Here is a 20,833-nt window from a genome sequence, read left to right on the forward strand (position 1 = left end):
GCCTAATACGCAGGCTTAGACTTCTGCGGACAAGAGGCGCGCCATGCTCGACCTGACCTATGAAATGCCCAAACCCAAAACCATCGCCGGTGCCAAGCACGATTGGGAACTGGTGATCGGGATGGAGGTGCATGCGCAGGTATCCTCGAACGCCAAACTGTTCTCGGGCGCATCGACGCAGTTCGGGGCCGAGCCGAATTCGAACGTGGCCTTCGTGGACGCGGCGATGCCGGGGATGCTGCCGGTGATCAACGAATATTGCGTGGAACAGGCGGTGCGGACCGGGCTGGGTCTGAAGGCGGATATCAACCTGAAATCGGCCTTTGACCGCAAGAACTATTTCTACCCCGACCTGCCGCAGGGCTACCAGATTTCCCAGCTTTATCAACCCATTGTGGGCGAAGGCGAAGTGCTGGTCGAAATGGGCGACGGCACCGCGCGCAAGGTGCGGATCGAGCGTATCCACATGGAGCAGGACGCCGGAAAATCGATCCACGACATGGATCCGAACATGTCTTTTGTCGACCTGAACCGGACCGGTGTGTGCCTGATGGAGATCGTCTCGCGCCCCGATATTCGTGGGCCGGAAGAGGCTGCGGCCTATATCGCCAAGTTGCGCCAGATCATGCGGTACCTGGGCACCTGTGACGGCAACATGCAGAACGGCAACCTGCGGGCGGATGTGAACGTGTCGATCTGCCGCCCGGGTGATTACGAGAAGTATCAAGAAACACAGGATTTTTCGCATCTGGGCACGCGCTGTGAAATCAAGAACATGAACTCGATGCGCTTCATCCAGCAGGCGATCGAGGTCGAGGCGCGGCGCCAGATCGCTATCGTCGAAGCCGGTGGTACCATCGACCAAGAGACCCGTCTTTATGATCCCGACAAGGGCGAGACCCGCTCGATGCGGTCCAAGGAAGAGGCGCATGATTACCGCTATTTCCCGGACCCCGACCTGCTGCCGCTGGAGATCGAACAAGCCTGGGTGGACGATATTGCCACGCGCCTGCCGGAGCTTCCGGATGAGAAAAAAGCACGTTTCATCAATGACTTCGGACTGACCGACTATGACGCTTCCGTGCTGACCGCCGAGGTGGAATCGGCGGCGTATTTCGAAGAGGTGGCCAAGGGGCGCAGCGGGAAACTGGCGGCGAACTGGGTGATCAATGAGCTGTTCGGACGCCTGAAGAAGGAAGATCACGACATCACCGAAAGCCCCGTGAGCCCGGCGCAGCTGGGCGGCATAATCGACCTGATTTCCTCGGACGCCATTTCCGGCAAGATCGCCAAGGATCTCTTTGAGATCGTCTATACCGAAGGCGGCGATCCTGCTGAAATCGTTGAGAAACGTGGCATGAAACAGGTGACCGACACCGGCGCCATCGAGGCCGCGCTGGACGAGATCATCGCCGCCAATCCAGCACAGGTCGAGAAGGCCAAGGTAAACCCGAAACTGGCCGGCTGGTTCGTCGGTCAGGTGATGAAGGCGACCGGCGGCAAGGCCAACCCGAAGGCAGTGAACCAGTTGGTGAGCCAGAAGCTGGGCCTCTGACCGACCCGAAATCTTCCGTTTTGTACACGCCCGGCAGGCCCCCCTGTCGGGTTTGTACGTTTCGTACATGAGCCGGTTCGGCACCTGAACCGCCGTCGATCCGCTGCCTTCCAGCGCGGGGAAGGCACCCGTCGCAATGGTGGAAAGCCATAGTTGTGACAGAACCGGTTCTGTGGTACCTCAAGGCGTTTTTGAACAGATTTTTATCACTTGGGCGGCCCGCTATTCGCATTTCGACCCGCCCGAAACAAACATTTGAAACCGGTTCCTCTGCAGCCGGGGAGATTGATTATGGGCGACAAAGCCATTGACCTTGTTCACAAGAAGAAAACCAAGCGCATGGATTTCCGCATCGACGGGAAAAAGGGACAGGTCTGGGTCCGGCAGACCTGGAACTACGTCTATGTGACCAAGAAGAAAGCCTCGAAATGGACGCCGAAGGAAAAGAAGGATTTCCACGTCGCGATTGAAAAGACGATCCGGAAAGCCTGGAACGGAAAATTCGTTCTGACGGTCAAGGGCAAGTCCGAGTTTGCCGCGCATTACAAGGGCAAGACCCTGACGGTTCACTTCGACGTGGACCCGGTATCCTCGGGTGCGCATTGGACGGTGACCGCCGCCAAGATCCCGAAGGGCGATTTCCACGGCAGCAAGGTGAACTGGGGCAAGCAGACGATCGAGCTGGATACCGAGGACATGAATCCCGCCAAAAAGAAAGGCGCGCCCAAGGGCGTGACCCAGGACCCGGCGGCGCATGAGTTCGGGCACGCGATCGGCAACGCGACAGGCTCACCGGCCGGGCATGCCGACGAATACAAGAAAACCAGCGCCTACAAGCATCACAAGAAGAGCATCATGAATGTCGGCATGAAGGTGAAGAAACGCCATGCCGACTATCTGGTCATCGAACTCAACAAGATCATTCCCGACACCACCTTTGTTGTGAAGAGCGTCAAGTGACGCCTACCAATCGAGCCATTGCGATGGTGGCCTTGGCCGCCATCACCGCCGGGTGCACCCAGGCGCAAACGACACAGCAGGACAACGGAGACGACACCATGACCGAGCCAGAGATCGTGATGGAGTTGATTACGCAAGACTATGAGGCGGCGGTCGCCAAGCTGGGCCCGCCCGCAACGCAGGAGGATTTCAGACTGTCGCGGGGCGAGACCGAGTTTCGCATCGAGTTGCTGAACTATTACACCGAAGGTCAGTTGAGGGACGCACCGCCCCTGATGCGGGAGGCGACCTGGACCCTGTCGCCCGACAACAACCTGACCATCTGGTTTGCGCAGCGGAACGGGGCTTGGCCGTTCCTGCATTATCAGTCCTGGCATCCCGATGATGACTTTTGATGCCTTGGGCCGGGAGGCCCTGCCTTGGCGGCGCCTGCCCTCTCTGACCCCTGTGCTTCCTGATCCGTTGAGCCATGTGAATGACCGCGAACCGTCGTCCCTCGCGGGTCATTGCTGGTTTCGCGGCGCACAAGACGGCCTCTGGTCTTTGCATCGCAGGTTGCTATAAGCTGCGCGCAAATAACAGAGGCCCGAGCATGACCCTTTACGAATACAAGGTTGTTCCCGCTCCGCAAAAAGGAACCAAGGCCAAGGGCATCAAGACGCCCGAGGCGCGGTTTGCGTTGTCGATCGAGCAGGTGTTGAACCAGTTGGGGCTGGAGGGCTGGGAGTATCTGCGGGCCGAGTTGCTGCCGAGCGAGGAGCGTACCGGGTTGACCGGGTCGACCGTGAACTGGCGCAATGTTCTGGTGTTCCGCAGAACCGCCGAGGACGCCGCCGAGGCCCACGCGCATCCGGTCGAAATGCCCAGCCACACGCCCGAGGGCGTACCGCTGGCCCGGCCGGTGCCCGGGCCTGACGCGGTAGAGGCCCCTGCCCCGATTTCCGAGGAGGCGGAAGACCCGCCATTGTCCTTCAAGAGCGCTCAGGACCCTGAAGCAGCCGACACCGAGACGGACGCAAAGCCCGGGGACAAACCGGAATAGCAGGCCCGGTTGCGCTGCGCGCGGCAATCTTCGAGATCCGTGGTGCACGGCAGAACTGCGTGAGACGCGCTGCGGTGCGGGCGCTGCCTCGCCGATGCCGTCGGGGTCACAACTCCGGCTAATCAGGCCCACTTTGTCGCGTTTCGCCTGACTCACCCAACGTTGCCTGAAATCAAAGATTTTGGGCGCGTCAGGAGATGCTGCGTGTGTGAAGTTTCTCTCGCGGTGCCCTAGTCGCCGATATCCAGCGCCAGCGCGTGGATGCGGGGCACGATGTCGCCCAGCGCCTTGTGCACCGCCCGGTGGCGCGCCACCCGCGATTGCCCTTGGAACGCGTCGGCGCGGATGCGGACGTTGAAATGGCTCTCGCCGCCTTCGCGGTAGCCGGCATGGCCCCGGTGGCTTTCGCTGTCGTCCACCACGTCGAGTTCACGCGGGTTGAAGGCGGAATTCAGCCGGTTGCGGATGTCTTCGGTCAGGCTCATGTCAAAAATGGCGGCAAATAATTTGCCGCCCCCTCTTCTATCTGTCGCCACATAGATTAAACTGCTGCCTCCGAGTCGAAAAGCCGAGTTCGTAAGGATCAGTGCGATGACGAAACCAGACCCGTTCGGGTTCGATATGTCGGTCTCAAGCGCCAAGAAGAAAAACCCGCGCGGGCGGCGGGGCATGTCGGGCGCGTCCGAGACCTCGGTCCGTGTCTGCGATCACGAGGGCTGCCAGGAGGCGGGCAAGTTCCGCGCGCCCAAGGCGCCGGACGTGCTGGATGATTTCTACTGGTTCTGCCAGCAGCATGTGCGCGAGTACAATCAGAAATGGAACTTCTTCGACGGCACCACCGAGGCCGAGCTGAATGCGCAGCGCTCGAAGGACAAGGTGTGGGAGCGCGAGACCAAGCCGATGGGCGATCCCGAGGCGCGCGCCTGGGCGCGGCTGGGCATCGAGGACCCGCATCAGGTGTTGGGCGAGAACGCCACCAAGAATCCGGGCCGCAGCGCCGGCGGCGGGCGGCGGCTGCCTCCGACCGAGCGCCGGGCGGTCGAGATCCTGGAGGCCAAGGACACTTGGACCAAGGCCGAGGTGCGCAAGGCGTACAAGAAGCTGATCAAGGTGCTGCACCCGGACATGAATGGCGGCGACCGCAGCCAGGAAGAACAGCTGCAGGAAGTGGTTTGGGCCTGGGACCAAATCAAGGACAGCAAGAACTTCAAGTAGGGTTTGTCTGCAGGGGCAGGGAAATTGCTCAACGCACCGGCTGAATGGGTGCGACAAGGGCCGCGCCCGACCCTGGGTGGGCGCTTGCGAAACGCAGAAATAGTGCGGATCGTTCAAAACCTGAGCCCTTGTCGGAGATTTACACGACATCGCAAATGCGCCCTCCCGGGGGGAGGGTCGGGCGCGGCCCGGGCTGACGCCCGCGCCAAACAGATGGGACATAGAGTTCTCGAATTGTGCCCCGAGTTTTAAGGCCGGGTTGCAGGCGTCGGAGTTTGTCCACGCTCTGGAGAGCCGCAAGCGGCGTCTTTTTCATGGCCAGGTCTGTTTCGTCCCGGGACCGGACGGCCCTGCATCAGGGCCCGCATGCCGGCTGTGAGTCCAGTTCCCGCTGATTTGCAGGATCAGTTGTGCAGGCGGCGCACTTCCCCTTGCTCTCCCCGGCTATATGTTGCACCACACACGGGTTCAAACCCGGTGAACGGGGCAAAGGATAAGGACGAAACCCATGGCCGACGGATCGATTGATATCAATGCAAAACCCACCGAGGATATCTCGGTCCGCGAAGTGTTTGGCATCGACTCGGACATGGCGGTCAAGGGCTTTGCCGAGCGCAGCGACCGGGTGCCGGTGATCGACCACACCTACAAGTTCGACCCCGAGACCACGCTGGCGATTCTGGCGGGTTTTGCCCATAACCGGCGGGTGATGATCCAAGGCTATCACGGCACCGGTAAATCGACCCATATCGAGCAGGTGGCCGCGCGTCTGAACTGGCCCGCCGTCCGGGTGAACCTGGACAGCCATATCAGCCGGATCGACCTGATCGGCAAGGACGCGATCAAGCTGCGCGACGGCAAGCAGGTGACCGAGTTCCACGAGGGCATCCTGCCCTGGGCGCTGCGCAATCCGGTGGCCATCGTGTTCGACGAATATGACGCGGGCCGCGCGGATGTGATGTTCGTGATCCAGCGGGTGCTGGAGCATGACGGCAAGCTGACCCTGCTGGACCAGAACGAGATCATCACGCCGAACCCGAACTTCCGCCTGTTCGCCACCGCCAACACCGTGGGTCTGGGGGATACGACCGGCCTCTATCACGGGGTGCAGCAGATCAACCAGGCGCAGATGGACCGCTGGTCGCTGGTCTCGACCCTGAACTATCTGAGCCATGATGCCGAGACGATGATCGTGCTGTCGAAGGCGCCGCATTACAACACCGCGCAGGGGCGCAAGACCGTGAGCCATATGGTGACGGTGGCCGACTTGACCCGGACGGCGTTCATGAATGGCGATCTGTCCACGGTGATGAGCCCGCGGACCGTGATCAACTGGGCCCAGAACGCCGAGATCTTCCGCAATGTGGGCTATGCGTTCCGCCTGTCGTTCCTGAACAAGTGCGACGAGTTGGAGCGGCAGACCGTGGCCGAGTTCTATCAACGCTGCTTTGACGAAGAGCTGCCGGAGAGTGCGGCGAGTGCGAGCCTGGGGTGACAGGAGGTCCGCCATGCATATCGGCTTGATTGGCGGGATCGGAGTTGCGGCGACGGTGGTTTATTATCAGCGGCTGAGTGCGGCTGTGGCTGCGCGCGGCAAGCCGCTGGAGCTGACCATCGTGCAGGCGGATGTGCAGGAGCTGATCCGCAACAATCTGGCGGATGAGCGGGAGGCGCAGGCGCAGGTCTATGCGGGGCTAATCGACCGGCTGAAAGCGGCCGGGGCGGATTGCGCGGCGATCACCTCTCTGGGCGGGCATTTCTGTTACGCAGAAACCGTTGCGCGGTCGTCTTTGCCGATGGTCTCGGCGGTCAAACCGCTGGATGCATATTTCGCGTCGCAAGGGTACGGGACCGTGGGGCTGCTGGGCACGCGGGTGGTGATGCGGACGAAGCTCTACGGGCAGTTGGTGCAGACCCGGGCGGTGGCGCTTGAGGACGAGATCGAGACCCTGGGGCAGACCTATCTGGATATGGCCGTGACGGGCGCCTGCTCTGACGCGGACCGGGCGACGTTTCTGAGCGCGGGACAGCGCATGGTGGATGATCTGGGCGCGGATGCCATCGTGCTGGCGGGCACCGATCTGAATCTGGCCTTTGACGGGCAGAGCCCGGGGTATACTGTGGTTGACGCGCTGGATGTGCATGTGGATGTGCTGGCGCGGCTGGCAACCCGTGAGATGACGCTTGAGCAAGCAGGGGCAGACAGATGAGCAAACCCTCCGACAACCCTGCCGATCCGTTCAAGAAGGCGCTGGCCGAAGCCACCAAGGTGATGGCCGACGATCCTGAACTGTCCGTCAGCTATACGGTCGATCCGTCGGGCATGTCGGGCGACTCGATGCGCCTGCCGCAGGTCTCGCGCCGGATGAGCCGCGAAGAGGTGCTGCTGGCGCGCGGGACGGCGGATGCGCTGGCGTTGCAGCGCAAGTATCACGACGATGCGACGCACAACCGCTATGCGCCCCCCGGTGATATGGCGCGCGATCTTTATGAGGCGATGGAGACGGCCCGGTGCGAGGCGATGGGTGCGCGGGACATGCCGGGGACCGCGTCCAATATCGACGTCAAGATCAGCCACGAGGCGATCCGGCGCGGCTATGACCAGTGCAAGCAGCCGTCCGAGGCGCCGCTGCCGGTGGCGGCGGGTTATCTGATCCGGCATCTGGCCACGGGGCGCGATCTGCCGCCAGCCGCCGAAAACGTGATGAACCTGTGGCGCGGCTTCATCGAGGAGCAGGCGGGCGGGACGCTGGAGAACCTGCAGGAGATCCTGTCGGACCAGACCGAGTTCGCCCGGTTCGCCCGGCAGGTGATCGACGATCTGGGCTATGGCGACCAGTTGGGCGAGGACCCCGACGAGCTGGACGAGGATCAGGAGGATCAGGCCGAGGACGACGCCGACGAACAGCCCGATCCCGACAGCACCGGGCAGGACGATCAGGACGAACAGGACGCCGACGCAAACCCCGAGCAGACGCAGGAAGAGCAGCAGGACCAGTCTCAGGCCCAGGTCTCGATGGACGAGATGGCCGAGGACGAGATGGGCGATGAGGCCGAGATGCCCGAGGGCGAGGCGCCGCTGGAGCCGCCTGCCCCGCCGCCCGCCTCCGAGGCCGATCCGGATTACAAGGTGTATCTGAACACCCATGACGAGGAGATCGACGCCGAGGATCTGGCGGAGCCTGCCGAGCTGGAGCGGTTGCGGGCCTATCTGGACCAGCAGCTGGAGCCTTTGAAAGGCGCTGTCAGCCGTTTGGCCAACAAGCTGCAGCGCCGGTTGCAGGCGCAGCAAAACCGGAGTTGGGAGTTTGATCGGGAAGAGGGCATTCTGGATGCAGGCCGTCTGGCGCGGGTGGTAGCGAACCCGACGACGCCGCTGAGCTTCAAGGTCGAGAAGGATACCGAGTTCCGCGATACGGTGGTGACGCTGCTGCTGGACAACTCGGGGTCCATGCGCGGGCGTCCGATTTCCATCGCCGCGATCTGTGCCGATGTTCTGGCGCGGACGCTGGAACGCTGCAATGTGAAGGTCGAGATTCTGGGCTTTACCACCCGGGCGTGGAAAGGCGGTCAGGCACGCGAGGCGTGGCTGAACGATGGCAGACCGCAGCAGCCCGGGCGGCTGAACGATCTGCGCCACATCGTCTACAAGGGCGCGGATGCGCCTTGGCGGCGGGCGCGGCCCAATCTGGGTCTGATGATGAAAGAGGGCCTGCTGAAGGAAAACATCGACGGCGAGGCGCTGGAATGGGCGCATCGGCGGATGCTGGCGCGGCGCGAGCAGCGCAAGATCCTCATGGTGATCTCCGATGGCGCGCCGGTCGACGATTCAACTTTGAGCGTCAACCCCGCGAATTACCTGGAAAAACACCTGCGCGACGTGATCGCCATGGTCGAAAAGCGCAAGATGGTCGAACTTCTGGCCATCGGCATCGGCCACGATGTGACGCGATACTACGACCGGGCGGTGACGATCACGGATGTGGAGCAACTGGCCGGTGCGATGACCGAACAGCTGGCGGCCCTGTTCGACAGCGACCCGCGGGCGCGTGCCCGGGTGATGGGGATGAAAAAGGCCAGCTAGGTTTGCTGGCCCTGCCGTGTCGGGTGGAGCACGAAACTTGAGAGCCATCTGAGCGCGATCTGCATGATCCGGTTGTCCGGTTTGAATTGTAGACCGGCGCGCTTGGGTTTGTGCCTGACGGCGGGATGTCGCAGTAATGCGGTATCGAATGGGGGCATCATTTGGGGGTCTCCTGTCTGGTTGCCTCCAATGTGGCGATCCCCAGGCCTGCCCGCTTGAAGGCGGCCCTGAGAAACGCCCGAGAAACCCTTGGGAAAGCTATTCAACCTTGTGACCCCGGATGAAACGGAGTGTATTCGGCCCATGCGCTATGAATTTGCAGATTGTGTGCTGGACGTCGACCGCCACGTGCTGCTGCGCGGCGGCAAGACGGTTCCGGTAGAGCCGCAGGTGTTCGACCTGCTGGAACTGCTGGCCGAGAGCCCGGGCAAGCTGGTCGCGCGGGACCAGATCATCGAACGGGTCTGGAACGGCCGCTTTGTCTCGGACTCGACGATCAGCGCCCGGATCGCGGCGGCCCGCAAGGCGGTGGGCGATGACGGCAAGGCGCAGCGGATCATCAAGACGGTTGTGCGGCGCGGTCTGCAAATGGCGGCGGAGGTCAGGAACGATGCCGGTCCGGCGCGTGACAGCAACCGGAGCGCCCAGCAACTGAGATATGCGCGCGGCAGTGCCGGTCAGGCGATTGCATTTGCCCTGTCGGGAGACGGCCCGCCGGTCCTTCGGGTCGGCTCGATCGTGTATGATCTGGAGGCCGAATGGCGGCTGACCTCGGAACGCGCCTATCTCAGGGCGATGGAGGCCAGGTTCACCATGCTGCGCTACAACAAGCGCGACCAGACCCATTGGGACGATCCCTGTCACACCAATTACGAAGGCGTGGCCGAGGATATTCTTGCGGTGACCCGGGCTGCGGGGTTTGACCGTTTTGCCATCGTGTCCGAGTTCGGGGGCATATTCTCGGCGCTTCGGTTTGCGACCCAGTATCCGGATCGCGTCAGCAGGCTGGCCATCGTCGGCGGCTGGGCCGAGGGCCGTGACCACCGCGAGGATGTGGAGGGGCCGGATTCGATCCGCACCCTCATCATCGAAGGCTGGAAGGACCCCGGCAGCGGATATGCCGTCGGCTCGTTGCTGAGCTATTTCCCCGAGGGGCCGCTGGACACCGTGCGCGAGATCGTGCGCGAGATGCAGGCGCTCTATTCCGTCGAGCAAAAGCTGTATCAGCGGGACAGCGGGAACACGGCTTCGGTCCTGCATCTGCTGCCTCAGGTGCAATGCCCGACCCTGGTTCTGCACGGGCGCAACAGTGCGGTGCATCCGCTGTCCGAGGCGCGGAAGCTAGCGGCGGGCATTCCCGACGCCTCGCTGGTCATTCTGGAAACCGCAAATCACATTCCGCTGCCGGGCAACGACGTCTACGACACGTATATCGAGACCCTGCAGGAGTTCCTCGGGGGTGGGGAATAGCTTGGTGCCTGGGTTGTGGACTGTTGACGGTCGCGCCAATGAGCCGACGAAGCTGGGTTCTGGATACAGCTACACCGGCTCGTCAGGCAAGCTTGCCCCAAACGTCGAGCTTTTCTGAGCCAATGACCCCTGTAGGGACCATTTGCAAACTGCAGGCGAGTGTCAGGTTCTTTGCTTCTAGCTATCTGGCCGATGCCGTCAAGGTGGCGCCAACCAAGTAACATGATCCACCACGCGTTCCGCTTGACCCCTCATTTCGCGGTTCAAATGATCGCCCTGAAGTTTCGACGCCCTACTCAGGTCTAATGCCGGCGGCCTTTTGGAGCAGTTTCACCACCCTCTGTCGCTCTGCCGTTGTCAGGTCGGATAGCACGTCATCGTTCACCCGCTTGACGATCCTGGGAAGCTCAGAGGCTTTTTGGCGCCCCGCTTCGGTCAGGTAAATCAAAAACGACCGGCGGCTGTTGGGATCAGGTCGTCGCTCGGCGAATCCGGCCTCTACCAGCGCATCGACATTTCGGCTGGTGAAATACTCAGGAAAATTCAGTTTCTCGCCCAAGGACCGCTGGTTGATGCCATCTTCATCCGCCAACAGCATCAAGTTGGCGAAAATCTTGACGTCAACGTCCACTTCTTTCAGCGCCAACTTCATCTTTGCGTCGATGTCGCGGGCAAGCGTCTGGATGAGGAACCCGAAGCTTCCCTCACGAATGTGCTTTGTACTTTTGATTTGCGTCATCAGGAATGCACTCCTGATCATGGCATTAACCCCAATGCTTGCAACGAGCAAGTGTTGCAGTAGATTTTGCATTTACAATTCTTGTAGATGCAAGTATTGCGAAAACAAGTCAAGCACACCTTTGAGTCGAACCATTCGAAAGGCACTGTTCATGAGCAAGAAGATCATCTCCCTGTCCCTGGGCGTATTGCTGGCTGCGCCAACGATACTTGCCGCAGATGAGAATGAAGGGCGCAGGCTGGCAGAGCTGGCCTTTGCATCCGTCGACAGCGCGGAACGCGGTTTCATCGATATGGGCGAATTCACGACTTTCGGGACGGATGTGTTTGCCTCGATGGACGGCGATGAAAGCGGAAAGATCTCGTTCGACGAGTACATGGGGTGGGATTACGGCATGGTTTCGGTCGCCGAAGAGCGTGATCGGATGGATGCCTACGTGACCGCGCTGAGGGTCGTCTTTGCCTTCCGCGATCGTGACGGAGACGGCGAGATCAACAAAACCGAGCATCGCCAATCGATGAACTTCGATTTCCAGCGAGCGGATCTGAATGGGGATGCGGTCCTGACAGAGCGTGAGTTCCTAAATGGGTTCCCCGTCATGGTGGCGTTGAGGGCCGCCCTGGACCCCGATCTTTGATGTGTCGATCAAACAAGAGGAAATGGAGCGATGCTGAGAAGGCAAGGTATTTTTGCAATCATTGGCCTGATTGCACTATTCACGGTTTTGCATCTGGGCTTTGCCCCCGAAACCCATGACCCACGTACGACGGGCACGACCCTTTTGGGCGGGATCGCGTTTCTGCTGATGACATGTGCCATCATCCTGTCCACCCGGGCCGCCATATTTGAGGACTGGCTTGGAGGCCTGGATCGAATGTACCAGGTGCACCGTGTCATCGGCGTTCTGGCGGCCTTGTTTGCACTGGTTCATTTCTTTGGCGTGCCGAAGGCGTTGCCGGCCGGTGCCGATCCGGCGCTCAATGCCATGGTTCCATCAGCACCGTTGGGCATGCTGGGGCTGATCTTTCTGGTGATTGGGCTGTTCATCGCCCTGAACCGAAAAATCCGCTATTCCTTTTGGCGCCCGACGCACAAGATCATGGGGCTGGTCTACCTGCTGATCTTTGGCCATTTCTTCACAGCTCCCCCCGTTTTTGTCCTACAGTTCAGCCCCTCGGGCCTGTTGCTGCTGGCTGCTGCAATCATGGGTATCGTTTGCCTGTTCTACTCGGTGTTTGGAATGAACCGACGTACAGCCATTCCGTTCACCATCGAAGCCGTAAACGCTTTGGAACGGGCGACTGAGGTTGTTTTGAAGCCCTCCGATCGCACGCTGGACTTCAAACCGGGGCAGTTTGCCTTTGTTGAGATATCCGGGAAAGGCTGGAACGAACCGCACCCGTTCACCATTTCCAGCGCGCCGGGAGATGACCGGCTGAAGTTCACCATGAAGGTGCTGGGCGACTGGACCCGCAAGGTACGTGAAGAGTTGCAGACCGGAGGAGAGGTCATGGTGCGCGGACCTTATGGGCGCTTCGACGCCGAAGGCGCTGGTCAGAAACAGATCTGGCTGGCCGGTGGGATCGGATTGACCCCGTTTCTGTCCAAGCTCCGGGCGATGCAACCCGGTGACAAGCGGCAGATTCATCTGGTCTACGCCGCGCGCGAGGAACAGGACGCCATCTTTCTGGATGAGTTAAGGGACCGCGCAGCCCAGCTTGGCAGTGTCACCCTGGTGCCTCTCTTCTCGGACGAAGGCAACTTTGCGCGTGTCGACATGATGAAGCAGAAGCTGCCCGATCCGCTGAACAGCTACGAGTATTTCATGTGCGGCCCCAAGCCGATGGTTGATGGTCTCATGAAAGACCTCAAGGCCGAGGGCGTACCGCGTCGCAAGATCCACACCGAAGCTTTTGAGTTCCGGTAAGCTCCTACAATACAGTTAGAAATCACATGAAAAAACTGCTCGCCTTTGTCGCAGAAATCGGAACCATCATGTATGTGGGCGGCATTCTGTCCCACATCGTGATCGGCGCAATCAATCCGCATCCGGCACCGGAAACCGCGGAATTCATCTACAACTACAAACTGCAAAGTGCCTACATCCTGATCCTGCCGGGGCTGGGCCTGAAGATCTTGATCGATCTGATCCAGTTCTTTGGGTTCGGTGAGCGCGCATGGTGGATGCGTATCAAGCTGGCGATGACCGCCTTTTTGACCGTCAACGCCTTTGTCTTTCTGGTGCCGATGATGCCGCAGCTTCTTGACCTGGCCCAAGCCTCGATTCCCGATGGGAAACTGAGCGATGCATTTCATGCCTTCGAAAACAAAGAAAAAATGGTCGGCATTTCAAACATTGTGCCGCTGATAACCGAGATGGTTATGGGTGCCTTCAAGCCCGGCATTACAAAGGCTGAACGCGCTGGATCCACGAGCACAACCTGACAAGGCGCGTCTCATGAACTCAAGGCTCCGGCAGTTGTCGAACCACGTCTGGCTGACACGAGGAAAGATATGACATGAACCTCCGCCCGTTGCTTTTTCTCCCCCCATTGGCGCTTGGGATCGGCGGTTACATGTGGCTGACCGCGCCCGATCCTGCAGAGCAGGCAACACCTGCTGAATCCGTCACGGTCGTGCGCACGATGACCCTTTCGCCGTCAAAGGCAGTGCCCTCTGCGTCGGGATATGGCCGCGTTGTGGCGCAAGACACCTGGCTGGCCATTTCCCAGGTGCAGGGTCGGGCGGTTTTTGTGGATGAAGATCTGACCGTGGGCAGCGTCCTTTCCGGTGGCACCGGAATTGTCCGGATCGACCCGCGGGATTACGAGATCGCTTTGGCCCGTGCCACGGCCTCGCGCGATAGCGCACAGGCCGAGTTGGACGAGTTGGAAGCGACGGAGAAAAACACGAAAGCAACGATTGAGTTGGAAACCCGGATCGAGGATGTCCGTCGCGCGGAACTGGAGCGGCAGGAAACCCTGTTGGAGCGGGGAAGCGTCGCGCAAGCGGTCGTGGATACGGCCATCCGAGATCTTCTGTCTCAGGAAAAGATGGTTCTCAACCTCGAGAACGCGCTGCGCCTGCTTCCTGCGCAACGCGCATCGCTTCAGGCCACGATTGATACCCGCGTCGTGGAGATCGAAGAAGCGGAGCGCGCATTGGCGAACACGTCCATAAAAACTCCCCTGATCGGACGTGTGATCGCCAAATCGGTGTCACCGGGGCAATTCGTCCGCGTCGGTGACACCCTTGCCACTATCGAAAGCACCAGCGCCTCTGAGGTTACGGCCGAGTTCCAGACCCGGGTGCTGGGCAATCTGTTTACCGTCATCGACGGTATCCGCCCTTTGGATGCAACGCCCGATCTCGGCGCATTAGATGCCTTCGATTTGCTTGAGAGGTTCGATCTGCAGGCCGAAGTGATCATGTCAGCCGGCGGTCAATCCCATGTTTGGCCCGCTGAGCTGGTCCGCTTTGATGGCAGCGCGGATCCGACCACCGGAACCGTCGGGCTGGTTGTTCGCATCGAAAACCCGGGCGCCTCTGATCCGGAACGGCGTGGTCCCCCTTTGACAAACGGCATGTTTGTCGAGGTCCGTCTTTTTGCACCCGAGCCGGTCGAGGCACTGCGAATCCCGCGCGCAGCCATACATTCTGAGGGAGCGGACAGCTTTGTCTATGTGGTCGATGACCAATCTCGTTTGACCCGTCGAAACATCGATATCGGATCGGTTCAGGGCGATCAGGTCGTGGTTCTCGGCGGCCTTTCGGAAAACGATCGTCTGGTGTTGTCCGACCCACGCCCCGCCGTCATCGGAATGTTACTGGAGCCGCTTGAAGTCACTCCGGGTCAAGGCTCATGATTTCGTATTTTGCACGTCACCCGGTCGCGGCAAACCTCGTTCTGTTGGCGGTCTGTTTCATTGGCGTGTCGGCCCTGCTAAAGATGGAACGGGAAAGCTTTCCGGAGTTCACGGCTAGTGAAGTTTCGGTTTCGGTCGAATATCCGGGCGCGTCGGCAAGCGATGTGGATGAACAAGTCTGTCTTGTTCTCGACGACGCGCTTGGTGCGGTGAACGACCTGGAAGACTTTGAATGCCTGTCGGTGGAAAATGCAGCCACCGCGACACTGACCATGGCTGAAAGTGGCGACATCGGCCAGTTCTACAATGATATTTCGTCCGAAGTATCGAGCATCAACGACCTGCCGGACGAAGCAGAATTGCCGTCTGTCACGATCCTGGGCCAAACCGAAGTCATTGCGTCGATCGCGGTTTCAGGGATCGATACGCAAGGCGCGTTGATCCAATACGCAGATGAATTCGCCGACGAACTTGGTGCGTTGCCGATGATTGCGACCGCCGAAGTCACCGGCATCTCTGATGCGGAATACCGCATCTCATTCGATCAACTCGCACTGCGCCGCTTCGGGATCAGCCCACAGGATGTGGCTGACGCGGTCGAAGCGCGCAGCCTTCGCGCTCCACTTGGCACTGTCGTCACCACCGGGCGCGAAGTGACCCTAAGGTATTTCGATGCGCGCCGCTCCGTGAGCGACCTGGAAAACCTTGTGCTTTTGGAAAACCCCGACGGGGGTGTCGTACGCTTGGTCGACGTTGCGCGGGTTCATCTGACGGAAGTGTCCCCGGAGCAGCAGTCCTATATCGACGGAGATCGCGCCGCGATCATTCAGGTCAGCAAAACCAAAAGCGATGACGCGATCAAGGCTTTTGCCCAAGTGGCCGAAAGGATCGCCGAGGAAGAAAACCGGTTTCCAGATCCGTTTCGCATATCGGTTGTGAACAATCTGACGGAAACCGTTGAAACGCGGATCAATCTGGTTTTGAGCAATGCCGGACAAAGCCTTCTGTTGGTCGTGCTGGTCATGTGCCTGTTCTTCTCGATGTCCGAGGCTATCTGGATTTCCTTCTCTCTTCCGTTTTCGTTTCTGGGCGGCATATTCCTCATGGGGGCCGCGGGCGTCACCATCAACACTATCTCTCTGATCGGTCTTCTGATGGCGATTGGCCTGATCATGGATGACAGCATCGTCATCGCCGACAACATAGCAAAATGGCGCCGCAAGCTTGGTCCGAAAGAGGCCGCAATAAAGGGCGCGACCGAGGTAATGCCCGGTGTGATCTCGTCCTTTCTGACGACGGCCTGCGTTTTCGGACCGCTGATGTTTCTGTCCGGTGAGACGGGCAAAGTTCTGCAAGTCATTCCGATCGTGCTGCTTCTCACCATGATCACCAGCCTGGTCGAGGCGTTTCTGATCCTGCCGAACCACATGAGCCATACGCATGCAGATCCGGAGAAAAACGCCGGGAGAATTGTGCCCAGGCTGCTCGATCAGGCCAGAGACAAGATCATCATTCCCATCGCAGCCGCGCTATTGCGCTGGCGCTACGCGACGCTTGGCTCGGTCTTTGCAATCCTGATCCTCAGCATCGGATTTCTGGCATCAGGGTTGGTCAAGGTCGTGGGGTTTCCCGAAACAGAAGACGACACGGTCGAGGTGCGTTTTGCGTTGGCATCCGGGCTGTCTATCGAACACACTCAATCCGCCGTGGCGCAGATCCTGGACGGGCTTGAGCAGGTCGATACCGAACTGACGAAAGACACCGAAGGTGCCCGGCCCCTGGTCGAGCGCGTGCTGGTCCAATACTCAGCCAATCAGGATGTGAAAGACAACGGCGCGTATACCGCGACTGTGACGGCGGATCTCTTGGAAAGCGATCGGCGAAACATCGCTGCCAACGATGTGCTGGCACACTGGAAACAAGCCACGGGCCCCCTGCCCGACCTTGTTCAGATCAATTTCACTCAGATCGCGGCCGGCCCCGGTGGCGATGATTTGGATGTCGAACTCGCCTCGCGAGATCTGGATGAATTGGAAGCCGCAACCAACGCCCTGCTTGAAAGGCTGATCCTGCGTGACGACGTCACCGAGGCTTATCAGGACTTTTCCAAGGGACGCGCTGAGATACGCCTTTCGCTGACCGAGTTCGGCTATGTGATCGGGTTGACGCCGCAGGCAATCAGCAGACAGCTTCGCGCCGCCTTTTCCGGAACCGAGACCGACAGCTTTCGCCAGCAATTGTCGGACGTGAGTATTCGCGTCGAACTGGGTGACACCGTTCCGGCACTGACCGATCTGGAGCAGTTCCCGCTGACGGTCGCCGGCGGAGAACAGGTTGCATTGGGCACCGTTGCCAATATCGAGTTGACGAACGCCTATGCACAGATCACCCGAAAGAACGGAAAAGCCATCTCGCGGATCGTGGGCAAGATTGATCGAAAGGCGACAACCTCAACTGCAATCTCGGCCTTGATCACTGATGAGCTGTCACCGGAGCTACGCCAGCAGTTTCCCAATGTCAGTGTCGGGATTGGCGGCGCGACCGAAGAGCAGCGGAAAACCCAGGCCTCGATTTCCAACGCCTTGCTGATGGGACTCGTTGGTGTCTACCTGATTCTCGCGTTTCAGTTTCACAGCTACACCTTGCCTTTCATGGTGATGCTCAGCATCCCGTTTGCCCTGATCGGTACGATACTTGGTCACTACGCACTGGGTCTCGACATCTCCATGCCGAGCTTCATCGGCTTCGCCTCGCTGGCGGGGATCGTTGTGAACAATGCCATCCTGTTTCTGACGTTCTTCGAGGCTGAGATTGAGGCAGACGATTATATGACTGCCGCTGTCGAGGCTGTTAGGCACCGGTTTCGGCCGGTCATTCTTTCCTTTGCCACAACCTTCGCAGGACTGTTGCCGATGCTGTTTGAAACCAGCCCACAGGCGCAGGTTCTCGTTCCGTTGGTCGCCGCCGTGGCCTTTGGGCTTTTGGCGTCGACGCTGCTGGTGATCTTTGTGTTCCCGAGTGTGCTGGCGATCTATTTCGATATCGCCGATATCAAAAAATGGAAGGAAAACAGACAAAAGCACTCGGCGGATACCCCGGCGCAGCATGTGGCGCCAGCCTGAAGAAACGACGGGTTCGTATAGTGGGCAATTTTCTTCTCAACTATTTCAACCTGTTTCGAGCTTTGGCAAAGGCATTGGTTGATGGCAGGTCCCTACACCTGCTTGCCATGTCCGCGTCGCTGGTGGTGGTCAGCACTACATTCTATGTGCTTGTGGAGGGGTGGAGCATTCTGGACGCCGCCTATTTCTCGGTTATCACCATGTCGACGGTTGGATATGGCGACATTGCTCCGGAAACCCCTGGTGGGAAGATATTCACAATGATCTTCACGATTGGTGGGATCGGGATATTCGTCACGACAATTTCGACGATCGCCGCGATTTTTGTCAGCAGTTTCAAAGTTCGAAAGTAGAAACCCAGGCAACTCGCAAAGCGGCCGTTCATGCTTGCGCTATTATCCGGTACTCTGCGCTCCGTTCCGGCGATTTGCCACAACCACAGGACATCTCGTCCGGATCAGTCTCCGGCTGAAAGGTCAATGTCATCCGACGTTCTGCATGGACATTTGCTGCGGCAGGCCACAGGTTTCGCCGTAGCAAGACAAGAATGAGGCCGTCATGTTTCAGTCCTTCGAAGTAACCGCACGCCCGGAACAGGGACCGCCCCGGCTGGCCGCTTTGCGCGAGGAGATGGCGCGCGAGGGGGTGGACGGGTTTCTGATCCCGCGGGCGGATGCGCATCAGGGCGAATACGTGGCGCCGCGGGATGAGCGGCTGGCCTGGCTGACCGGGTTTACCGGTTCGGCGGGGGTTTGTGTGGCGCTGGCTGACGTGGCGGGGGTGTTCATAGACGGGCGCTATCGTACCCAGGTCAAGGCGCAGGTGGCCGATATCTATACGCCGGTGCCGTGGCCGGATGTGAGCTTGTCCCAGTGGCTCAAGGAGCAATTACCCGAGGGCGGCCGGGTGGGGTTCGATCCGTGGTTGCATGCGGCGGGTCAGATCAAGGCGGCTCAGAAGGAGCTTGAGGGCTCGGGCATCGAGCTGGTGCGCAGTGACAATCTGGTGGATCGGGTGTGGGAGGATCAGCCCGCACCGCCGATGAACCCGGCCAAGGCGCATCCGCTGGAATTTGCAGGCGAAAGTGCTGAGGACAAGATCGCTCGGCTGGCGCAGGAACTCAGCGGAGCGGGGCACGCGGCGGCGGTGATCACGCTGCCGGATTCGATCATGTGGCTGCTGAACATTCGGGGCTCGGATATCCCCCGCAACCCGGTGGCGCATGGCTTCGCCATTCTGCACGGCGATGGCCGGGTGGACCTGTTCATGGCGGCTGAGAAACTTGCGGGGTTGCACCTCGGGGATGGCGTCACGCCGCACGCGCCGGACGACTTTCTGAGCGCCGTGGAGGCGCTGGAGGGGTCGGTGCGGGTGGATCTGGGCTCGGTCCCGCAGATCGTGGCGGACCGGTTGGGCGATCGGCTGGTGGATGGCGGCGATCCCTGCGCCCTGCCCAAGGCGCGCAAGAACGCCGCCGAGATTGCCGGCACCGCCGAGGCGCATCTGCGCGATGCGGCGGCAGTGGTCGAGCTGCTGAGCTGGCTCGATGCGCAGCCTGCGGGCAGCCTGACCGAGACGCAGGTGGTCACGCAGCTGGAGGCCTGTCGCCGCAAGGATAACGCGCTGCGGGATATCTCGTTCGAGACCATCTCGGGCACCGGACCCAATGGTGCGATCATGCATTACCGGGTGACCGAAGAGACCGACAGCCGGTTGCAGGACGGGCATCTGCTGGTGCTCGACAGCGGCGGGCAGTATCTGGACGGCACCACCGACATCACCCGTACCATCGCCATCGGTGAGGTTGGGGATGAGGAGAAGGCCTGTTTCACTCGCGTGCTGAAGGGCATGATCGCCATGTCCATGCTACGCTGGCCGGTGGGGCTGGCCGGGCGTGACATCGAATGCGTGGCGCGGCTGCCCTTGTGGCTGGCGGGACAGGATTTCAACCACGGGGTCGGCCATGGCGTCGGCGCCTATCTGAGCGTGCATGAGGGCCCGCAGCGGCTGGCGCGCACCAGCCATGTGCCGCTGGAACCGGGCATGATCCTGTCGAACGAGCCGGGATATTACCGCGAGGGCGCCTTTGGCATCCGCATCGAAAATCTGGTGGTGGTGGAAGAGGCCCCCGCCCTGTCCGGCGGCGATGCCGAGCGGGCGATGCTGTGCTGGCGCACGCTGACCTATGTTCCGATTGACCGGCGGCTGATTGTGACCGATATGTTGACGCCTGAAGAACGCGCCTGGCTGAACGCCTACCACCGCGACGTTGCGGAAAAACTGGGGCCGAGGGTGGGCCCTGACGCGCGGGTGTGGTTGGATGCCGCAACTGCGCCGGTCTGACACCGGGCTGTTACACTAATAAGTCAGGGGAGACGTTCGGCCCGGGACGAAGGGCCAGAACGAAGGGAAGGAGAAGGAATGACCGATCACATCAGGATTCGCAAAGCGCGCGGAAAATGGAGCGTCCGCTCGGGCGGCGCCATTCTGGGCGAGACCACCAATGCGCTGGAACTCAGCGAGGGTGATCTGGACCCGGTGATCTACTTTCCCCGCGCGGACATCGCGATGGCCTTCCTGGACCGCACCGACAAGGTAACGCACTGCCCGCACAAGGGGGATGCGAACTATTACTCGATCGTCAACATGTCCACGGTGACCGAAAACGCGGTCTGGACCTACGAGAACCCGATCCCGGCGGTGGCGGAGATCAAGGAGTATCTGGCCTTCGAGAAACTGGATTCGGTCAAGGTCGAACGGTTGTGAGATAGCCCTGGTTT

At 60.3% G+C, this 20,833-nt stretch carries 19 protein-coding genes; 17 read left to right on the top strand and 2 right to left on the bottom strand.

Features of this window, described 5'->3' with window-relative positions; translation table 11 throughout:
- The first annotated feature begins 43 nt into the window (after positions 1-43).
- From gatB to AB3N21_RS20940, 4 genes are all read left to right on the top strand, one after another.
- Positions 44-1,555 carry an Asp-tRNA(Asn)/Glu-tRNA(Gln) amidotransferase subunit GatB gene (gene gatB, locus AB3N21_RS20925; RefSeq protein ID WP_367937024.1) on the top strand — a complete coding sequence of 504 codons (1,512 nt, stop codon included), beginning with the start codon at positions 44-46 and terminating at the stop codon, positions 1,553-1,555.
- A 291-nt stretch (positions 1,556-1,846) separates the two neighbouring features.
- Positions 1,847-2,515, top strand: a complete 669-nt coding sequence (locus AB3N21_RS20930) for a hypothetical protein (protein ID WP_367937025.1) — start codon at positions 1,847-1,849, stop codon at positions 2,513-2,515.
- Positions 2,512-2,910 (top strand): hypothetical protein, encoded by a 399-nt coding sequence (locus tag AB3N21_RS20935; RefSeq protein WP_367937026.1) that lies wholly within the window; start codon positions 2,512-2,514, stop codon positions 2,908-2,910. Before AB3N21_RS20930 ends, AB3N21_RS20935 begins: the two co-directional genes overlap by 4 nt.
- Positions 2,911-3,107: 197 nt before the next feature.
- Positions 3,108-3,557, top strand: coding sequence for a DUF4177 domain-containing protein (locus tag AB3N21_RS20940; RefSeq protein ID WP_171178406.1), 450 nt, complete (start codon positions 3,108-3,110; stop codon positions 3,555-3,557).
- A 230-nt stretch (positions 3,558-3,787) separates the two neighbouring features.
- Here the strand turns inward: AB3N21_RS20940 and AB3N21_RS20945 are convergent, their stop codons facing one another.
- Positions 3,788-4,042 (bottom strand): BolA family protein, encoded by a 255-nt coding sequence (locus tag AB3N21_RS20945; RefSeq protein ID WP_367937027.1) that lies wholly within the window; start codon positions 4,040-4,042, stop codon positions 3,788-3,790.
- A 106-nt stretch (positions 4,043-4,148) separates the two neighbouring features.
- On the opposite strand from AB3N21_RS20945, the gene AB3N21_RS20950 reads away from it, so the two are divergent.
- From AB3N21_RS20950 to AB3N21_RS20970, 5 genes are all read left to right on the top strand, one after another.
- The gene (locus AB3N21_RS20950; RefSeq protein ID WP_171178409.1) at positions 4,149-4,772 is read left to right on the top strand and encodes a DnaJ domain-containing protein; all 624 of its coding nucleotides are present in this window, start codon (positions 4,149-4,151) and stop codon (positions 4,770-4,772) included.
- Between the two features lie 508 nt (positions 4,773-5,280).
- On the top strand, positions 5,281-6,267 hold the full coding sequence (cobS, locus tag AB3N21_RS20955; protein WP_367937028.1) for a cobaltochelatase subunit CobS: 987 nt from the start codon (positions 5,281-5,283) through the stop codon (positions 6,265-6,267).
- A 13-nt stretch (positions 6,268-6,280) separates the two neighbouring features.
- Positions 6,281-6,982, top strand: coding sequence for an aspartate/glutamate racemase family protein (locus AB3N21_RS20960; RefSeq protein ID WP_367937029.1), 702 nt, complete (start codon positions 6,281-6,283; stop codon positions 6,980-6,982).
- A complete protein-coding gene (gene cobT / locus AB3N21_RS20965) occupies positions 6,979-8,856 on the top strand; it encodes a cobaltochelatase subunit CobT (protein ID WP_367937030.1) in 1,878 nt (625 codons plus the stop codon). Before AB3N21_RS20960 ends, cobT begins: the two co-directional genes overlap by 4 nt.
- A 303-nt stretch (positions 8,857-9,159) precedes the next feature.
- Positions 9,160-10,326, top strand: coding sequence for a winged helix-turn-helix domain-containing protein (locus AB3N21_RS20970; RefSeq protein WP_367937031.1), 1,167 nt, complete (start codon positions 9,160-9,162; stop codon positions 10,324-10,326).
- Positions 10,327-10,618: 292 nt separating this feature from the next.
- Here the strand turns inward: AB3N21_RS20970 and AB3N21_RS20975 are convergent, their stop codons facing one another.
- A complete protein-coding gene (locus tag AB3N21_RS20975) occupies positions 10,619-11,137 on the bottom strand; it encodes a MarR family winged helix-turn-helix transcriptional regulator (RefSeq protein WP_367937032.1) in 519 nt (172 codons plus the stop codon).
- 79 nt (positions 11,138-11,216) lie between these two features.
- On the opposite strand from AB3N21_RS20975, the gene AB3N21_RS20980 reads away from it, so the two are divergent.
- The 8 genes from AB3N21_RS20980 to AB3N21_RS21015 all read left to right on the top strand — a co-directional run bounded on the left by AB3N21_RS20980 (position 11,217) and on the right by AB3N21_RS21015 (position 20,819).
- Positions 11,217-11,702 (top strand): signal transduction protein, encoded by a 486-nt coding sequence (locus tag AB3N21_RS20980; RefSeq protein ID WP_367937033.1) that lies wholly within the window; start codon positions 11,217-11,219, stop codon positions 11,700-11,702.
- Between the two features lie 30 nt (positions 11,703-11,732).
- Entirely contained in the window at positions 11,733-12,992 is a 1,260-nt protein-coding gene (locus tag AB3N21_RS20985; RefSeq protein ID WP_367937034.1) for a ferric reductase-like transmembrane domain-containing protein, read from the top strand.
- Between the two features lie 26 nt (positions 12,993-13,018).
- Positions 13,019-13,510, top strand: coding sequence for an enoyl-CoA hydratase (locus AB3N21_RS20990; RefSeq protein ID WP_367937035.1), 492 nt, complete (start codon positions 13,019-13,021; stop codon positions 13,508-13,510).
- A 74-nt stretch (positions 13,511-13,584) separates the two neighbouring features.
- Complete coding sequence (locus AB3N21_RS20995; protein ID WP_367937036.1) at positions 13,585-14,931, top strand: efflux RND transporter periplasmic adaptor subunit; 1,347 nt, start codon at positions 13,585-13,587, stop codon at positions 14,929-14,931.
- Between the two features lie 44 nt (positions 14,932-14,975).
- Entirely contained in the window at positions 14,976-18,053 is a 3,078-nt protein-coding gene (locus tag AB3N21_RS21000) for an efflux RND transporter permease subunit (protein WP_367937037.1), read from the top strand.
- Complete coding sequence (locus tag AB3N21_RS21005; RefSeq protein ID WP_367937038.1) at positions 17,990-18,406, top strand: potassium channel family protein; 417 nt, start codon at positions 17,990-17,992, stop codon at positions 18,404-18,406. Before AB3N21_RS21000 ends, AB3N21_RS21005 begins: the two co-directional genes overlap by 64 nt.
- Before the next feature lie 205 nt (positions 18,407-18,611).
- On the top strand, positions 18,612-20,396 hold the full coding sequence (locus AB3N21_RS21010) for an aminopeptidase P family protein (RefSeq protein ID WP_367937039.1): 1,785 nt from the start codon (positions 18,612-18,614) through the stop codon (positions 20,394-20,396).
- 78 nt (positions 20,397-20,474) lie between these two features.
- Complete coding sequence (locus tag AB3N21_RS21015) at positions 20,475-20,819, top strand: DUF427 domain-containing protein (protein ID WP_367937040.1); 345 nt, start codon at positions 20,475-20,477, stop codon at positions 20,817-20,819.
- Positions 20,820-20,833: the final 14 nt, after the last annotated feature.

This window comes from Ruegeria sp. (genome assembly GCF_040830605.1).
In the GTDB taxonomy this organism is placed as follows: Bacteria; Pseudomonadota; Alphaproteobacteria; order Rhodobacterales; family Rhodobacteraceae; genus Ruegeria.

Bases quoted from the DNA above. Each gene is read 5' to 3' on its own strand.
- cobT (WP_367937030.1), top strand. From the start codon at position 6,979: ATGAGCAAACCCTCCGACAACCCTGCCGATCCGTTCAAGAAGGCGCTG.
- AB3N21_RS20975 (WP_367937032.1), bottom strand. From the start codon at position 11,137: ATGCAAAATCTACTGCAACACTTGCTCGTTGCAAGCATTGGGGTTAAT.
- cobS (WP_367937028.1), top strand. From the start codon at position 5,281: ATGGCCGACGGATCGATTGATATCAATGCAAAACCCACCGAGGATATC.
- AB3N21_RS20950 (WP_171178409.1), top strand. From the start codon at position 4,149: ATGACGAAACCAGACCCGTTCGGGTTCGATATGTCGGTCTCAAGCGCC.
- AB3N21_RS21005 (WP_367937038.1), top strand. From the start codon at position 17,990: ATGGAAGGAAAACAGACAAAAGCACTCGGCGGATACCCCGGCGCAGCA.
- gatB (WP_367937024.1), top strand. From the start codon at position 44: ATGCTCGACCTGACCTATGAAATGCCCAAACCCAAAACCATCGCCGGT.
- AB3N21_RS20985 (WP_367937034.1), top strand. From the start codon at position 11,733: ATGCTGAGAAGGCAAGGTATTTTTGCAATCATTGGCCTGATTGCACTA.
- AB3N21_RS21015 (WP_367937040.1), top strand. From the start codon at position 20,475: ATGACCGATCACATCAGGATTCGCAAAGCGCGCGGAAAATGGAGCGTC.
- AB3N21_RS20930 (WP_367937025.1), top strand. From the start codon at position 1,847: ATGGGCGACAAAGCCATTGACCTTGTTCACAAGAAGAAAACCAAGCGC.
- AB3N21_RS21010 (WP_367937039.1), top strand. From the start codon at position 18,612: ATGTTTCAGTCCTTCGAAGTAACCGCACGCCCGGAACAGGGACCGCCC.
- AB3N21_RS20980 (WP_367937033.1), top strand. From the start codon at position 11,217: ATGAGCAAGAAGATCATCTCCCTGTCCCTGGGCGTATTGCTGGCTGCG.
- AB3N21_RS20970 (WP_367937031.1), top strand. From the start codon at position 9,160: ATGCGCTATGAATTTGCAGATTGTGTGCTGGACGTCGACCGCCACGTG.
- AB3N21_RS20945 (WP_367937027.1), bottom strand. From the start codon at position 4,042: ATGAGCCTGACCGAAGACATCCGCAACCGGCTGAATTCCGCCTTCAAC.
- AB3N21_RS20995 (WP_367937036.1), top strand. From the start codon at position 13,585: ATGAACCTCCGCCCGTTGCTTTTTCTCCCCCCATTGGCGCTTGGGATC.
- AB3N21_RS20940 (WP_171178406.1), top strand. From the start codon at position 3,108: ATGACCCTTTACGAATACAAGGTTGTTCCCGCTCCGCAAAAAGGAACC.
- AB3N21_RS20960 (WP_367937029.1), top strand. From the start codon at position 6,281: ATGCATATCGGCTTGATTGGCGGGATCGGAGTTGCGGCGACGGTGGTT.
- AB3N21_RS20990 (WP_367937035.1), top strand. From the start codon at position 13,019: ATGAAAAAACTGCTCGCCTTTGTCGCAGAAATCGGAACCATCATGTAT.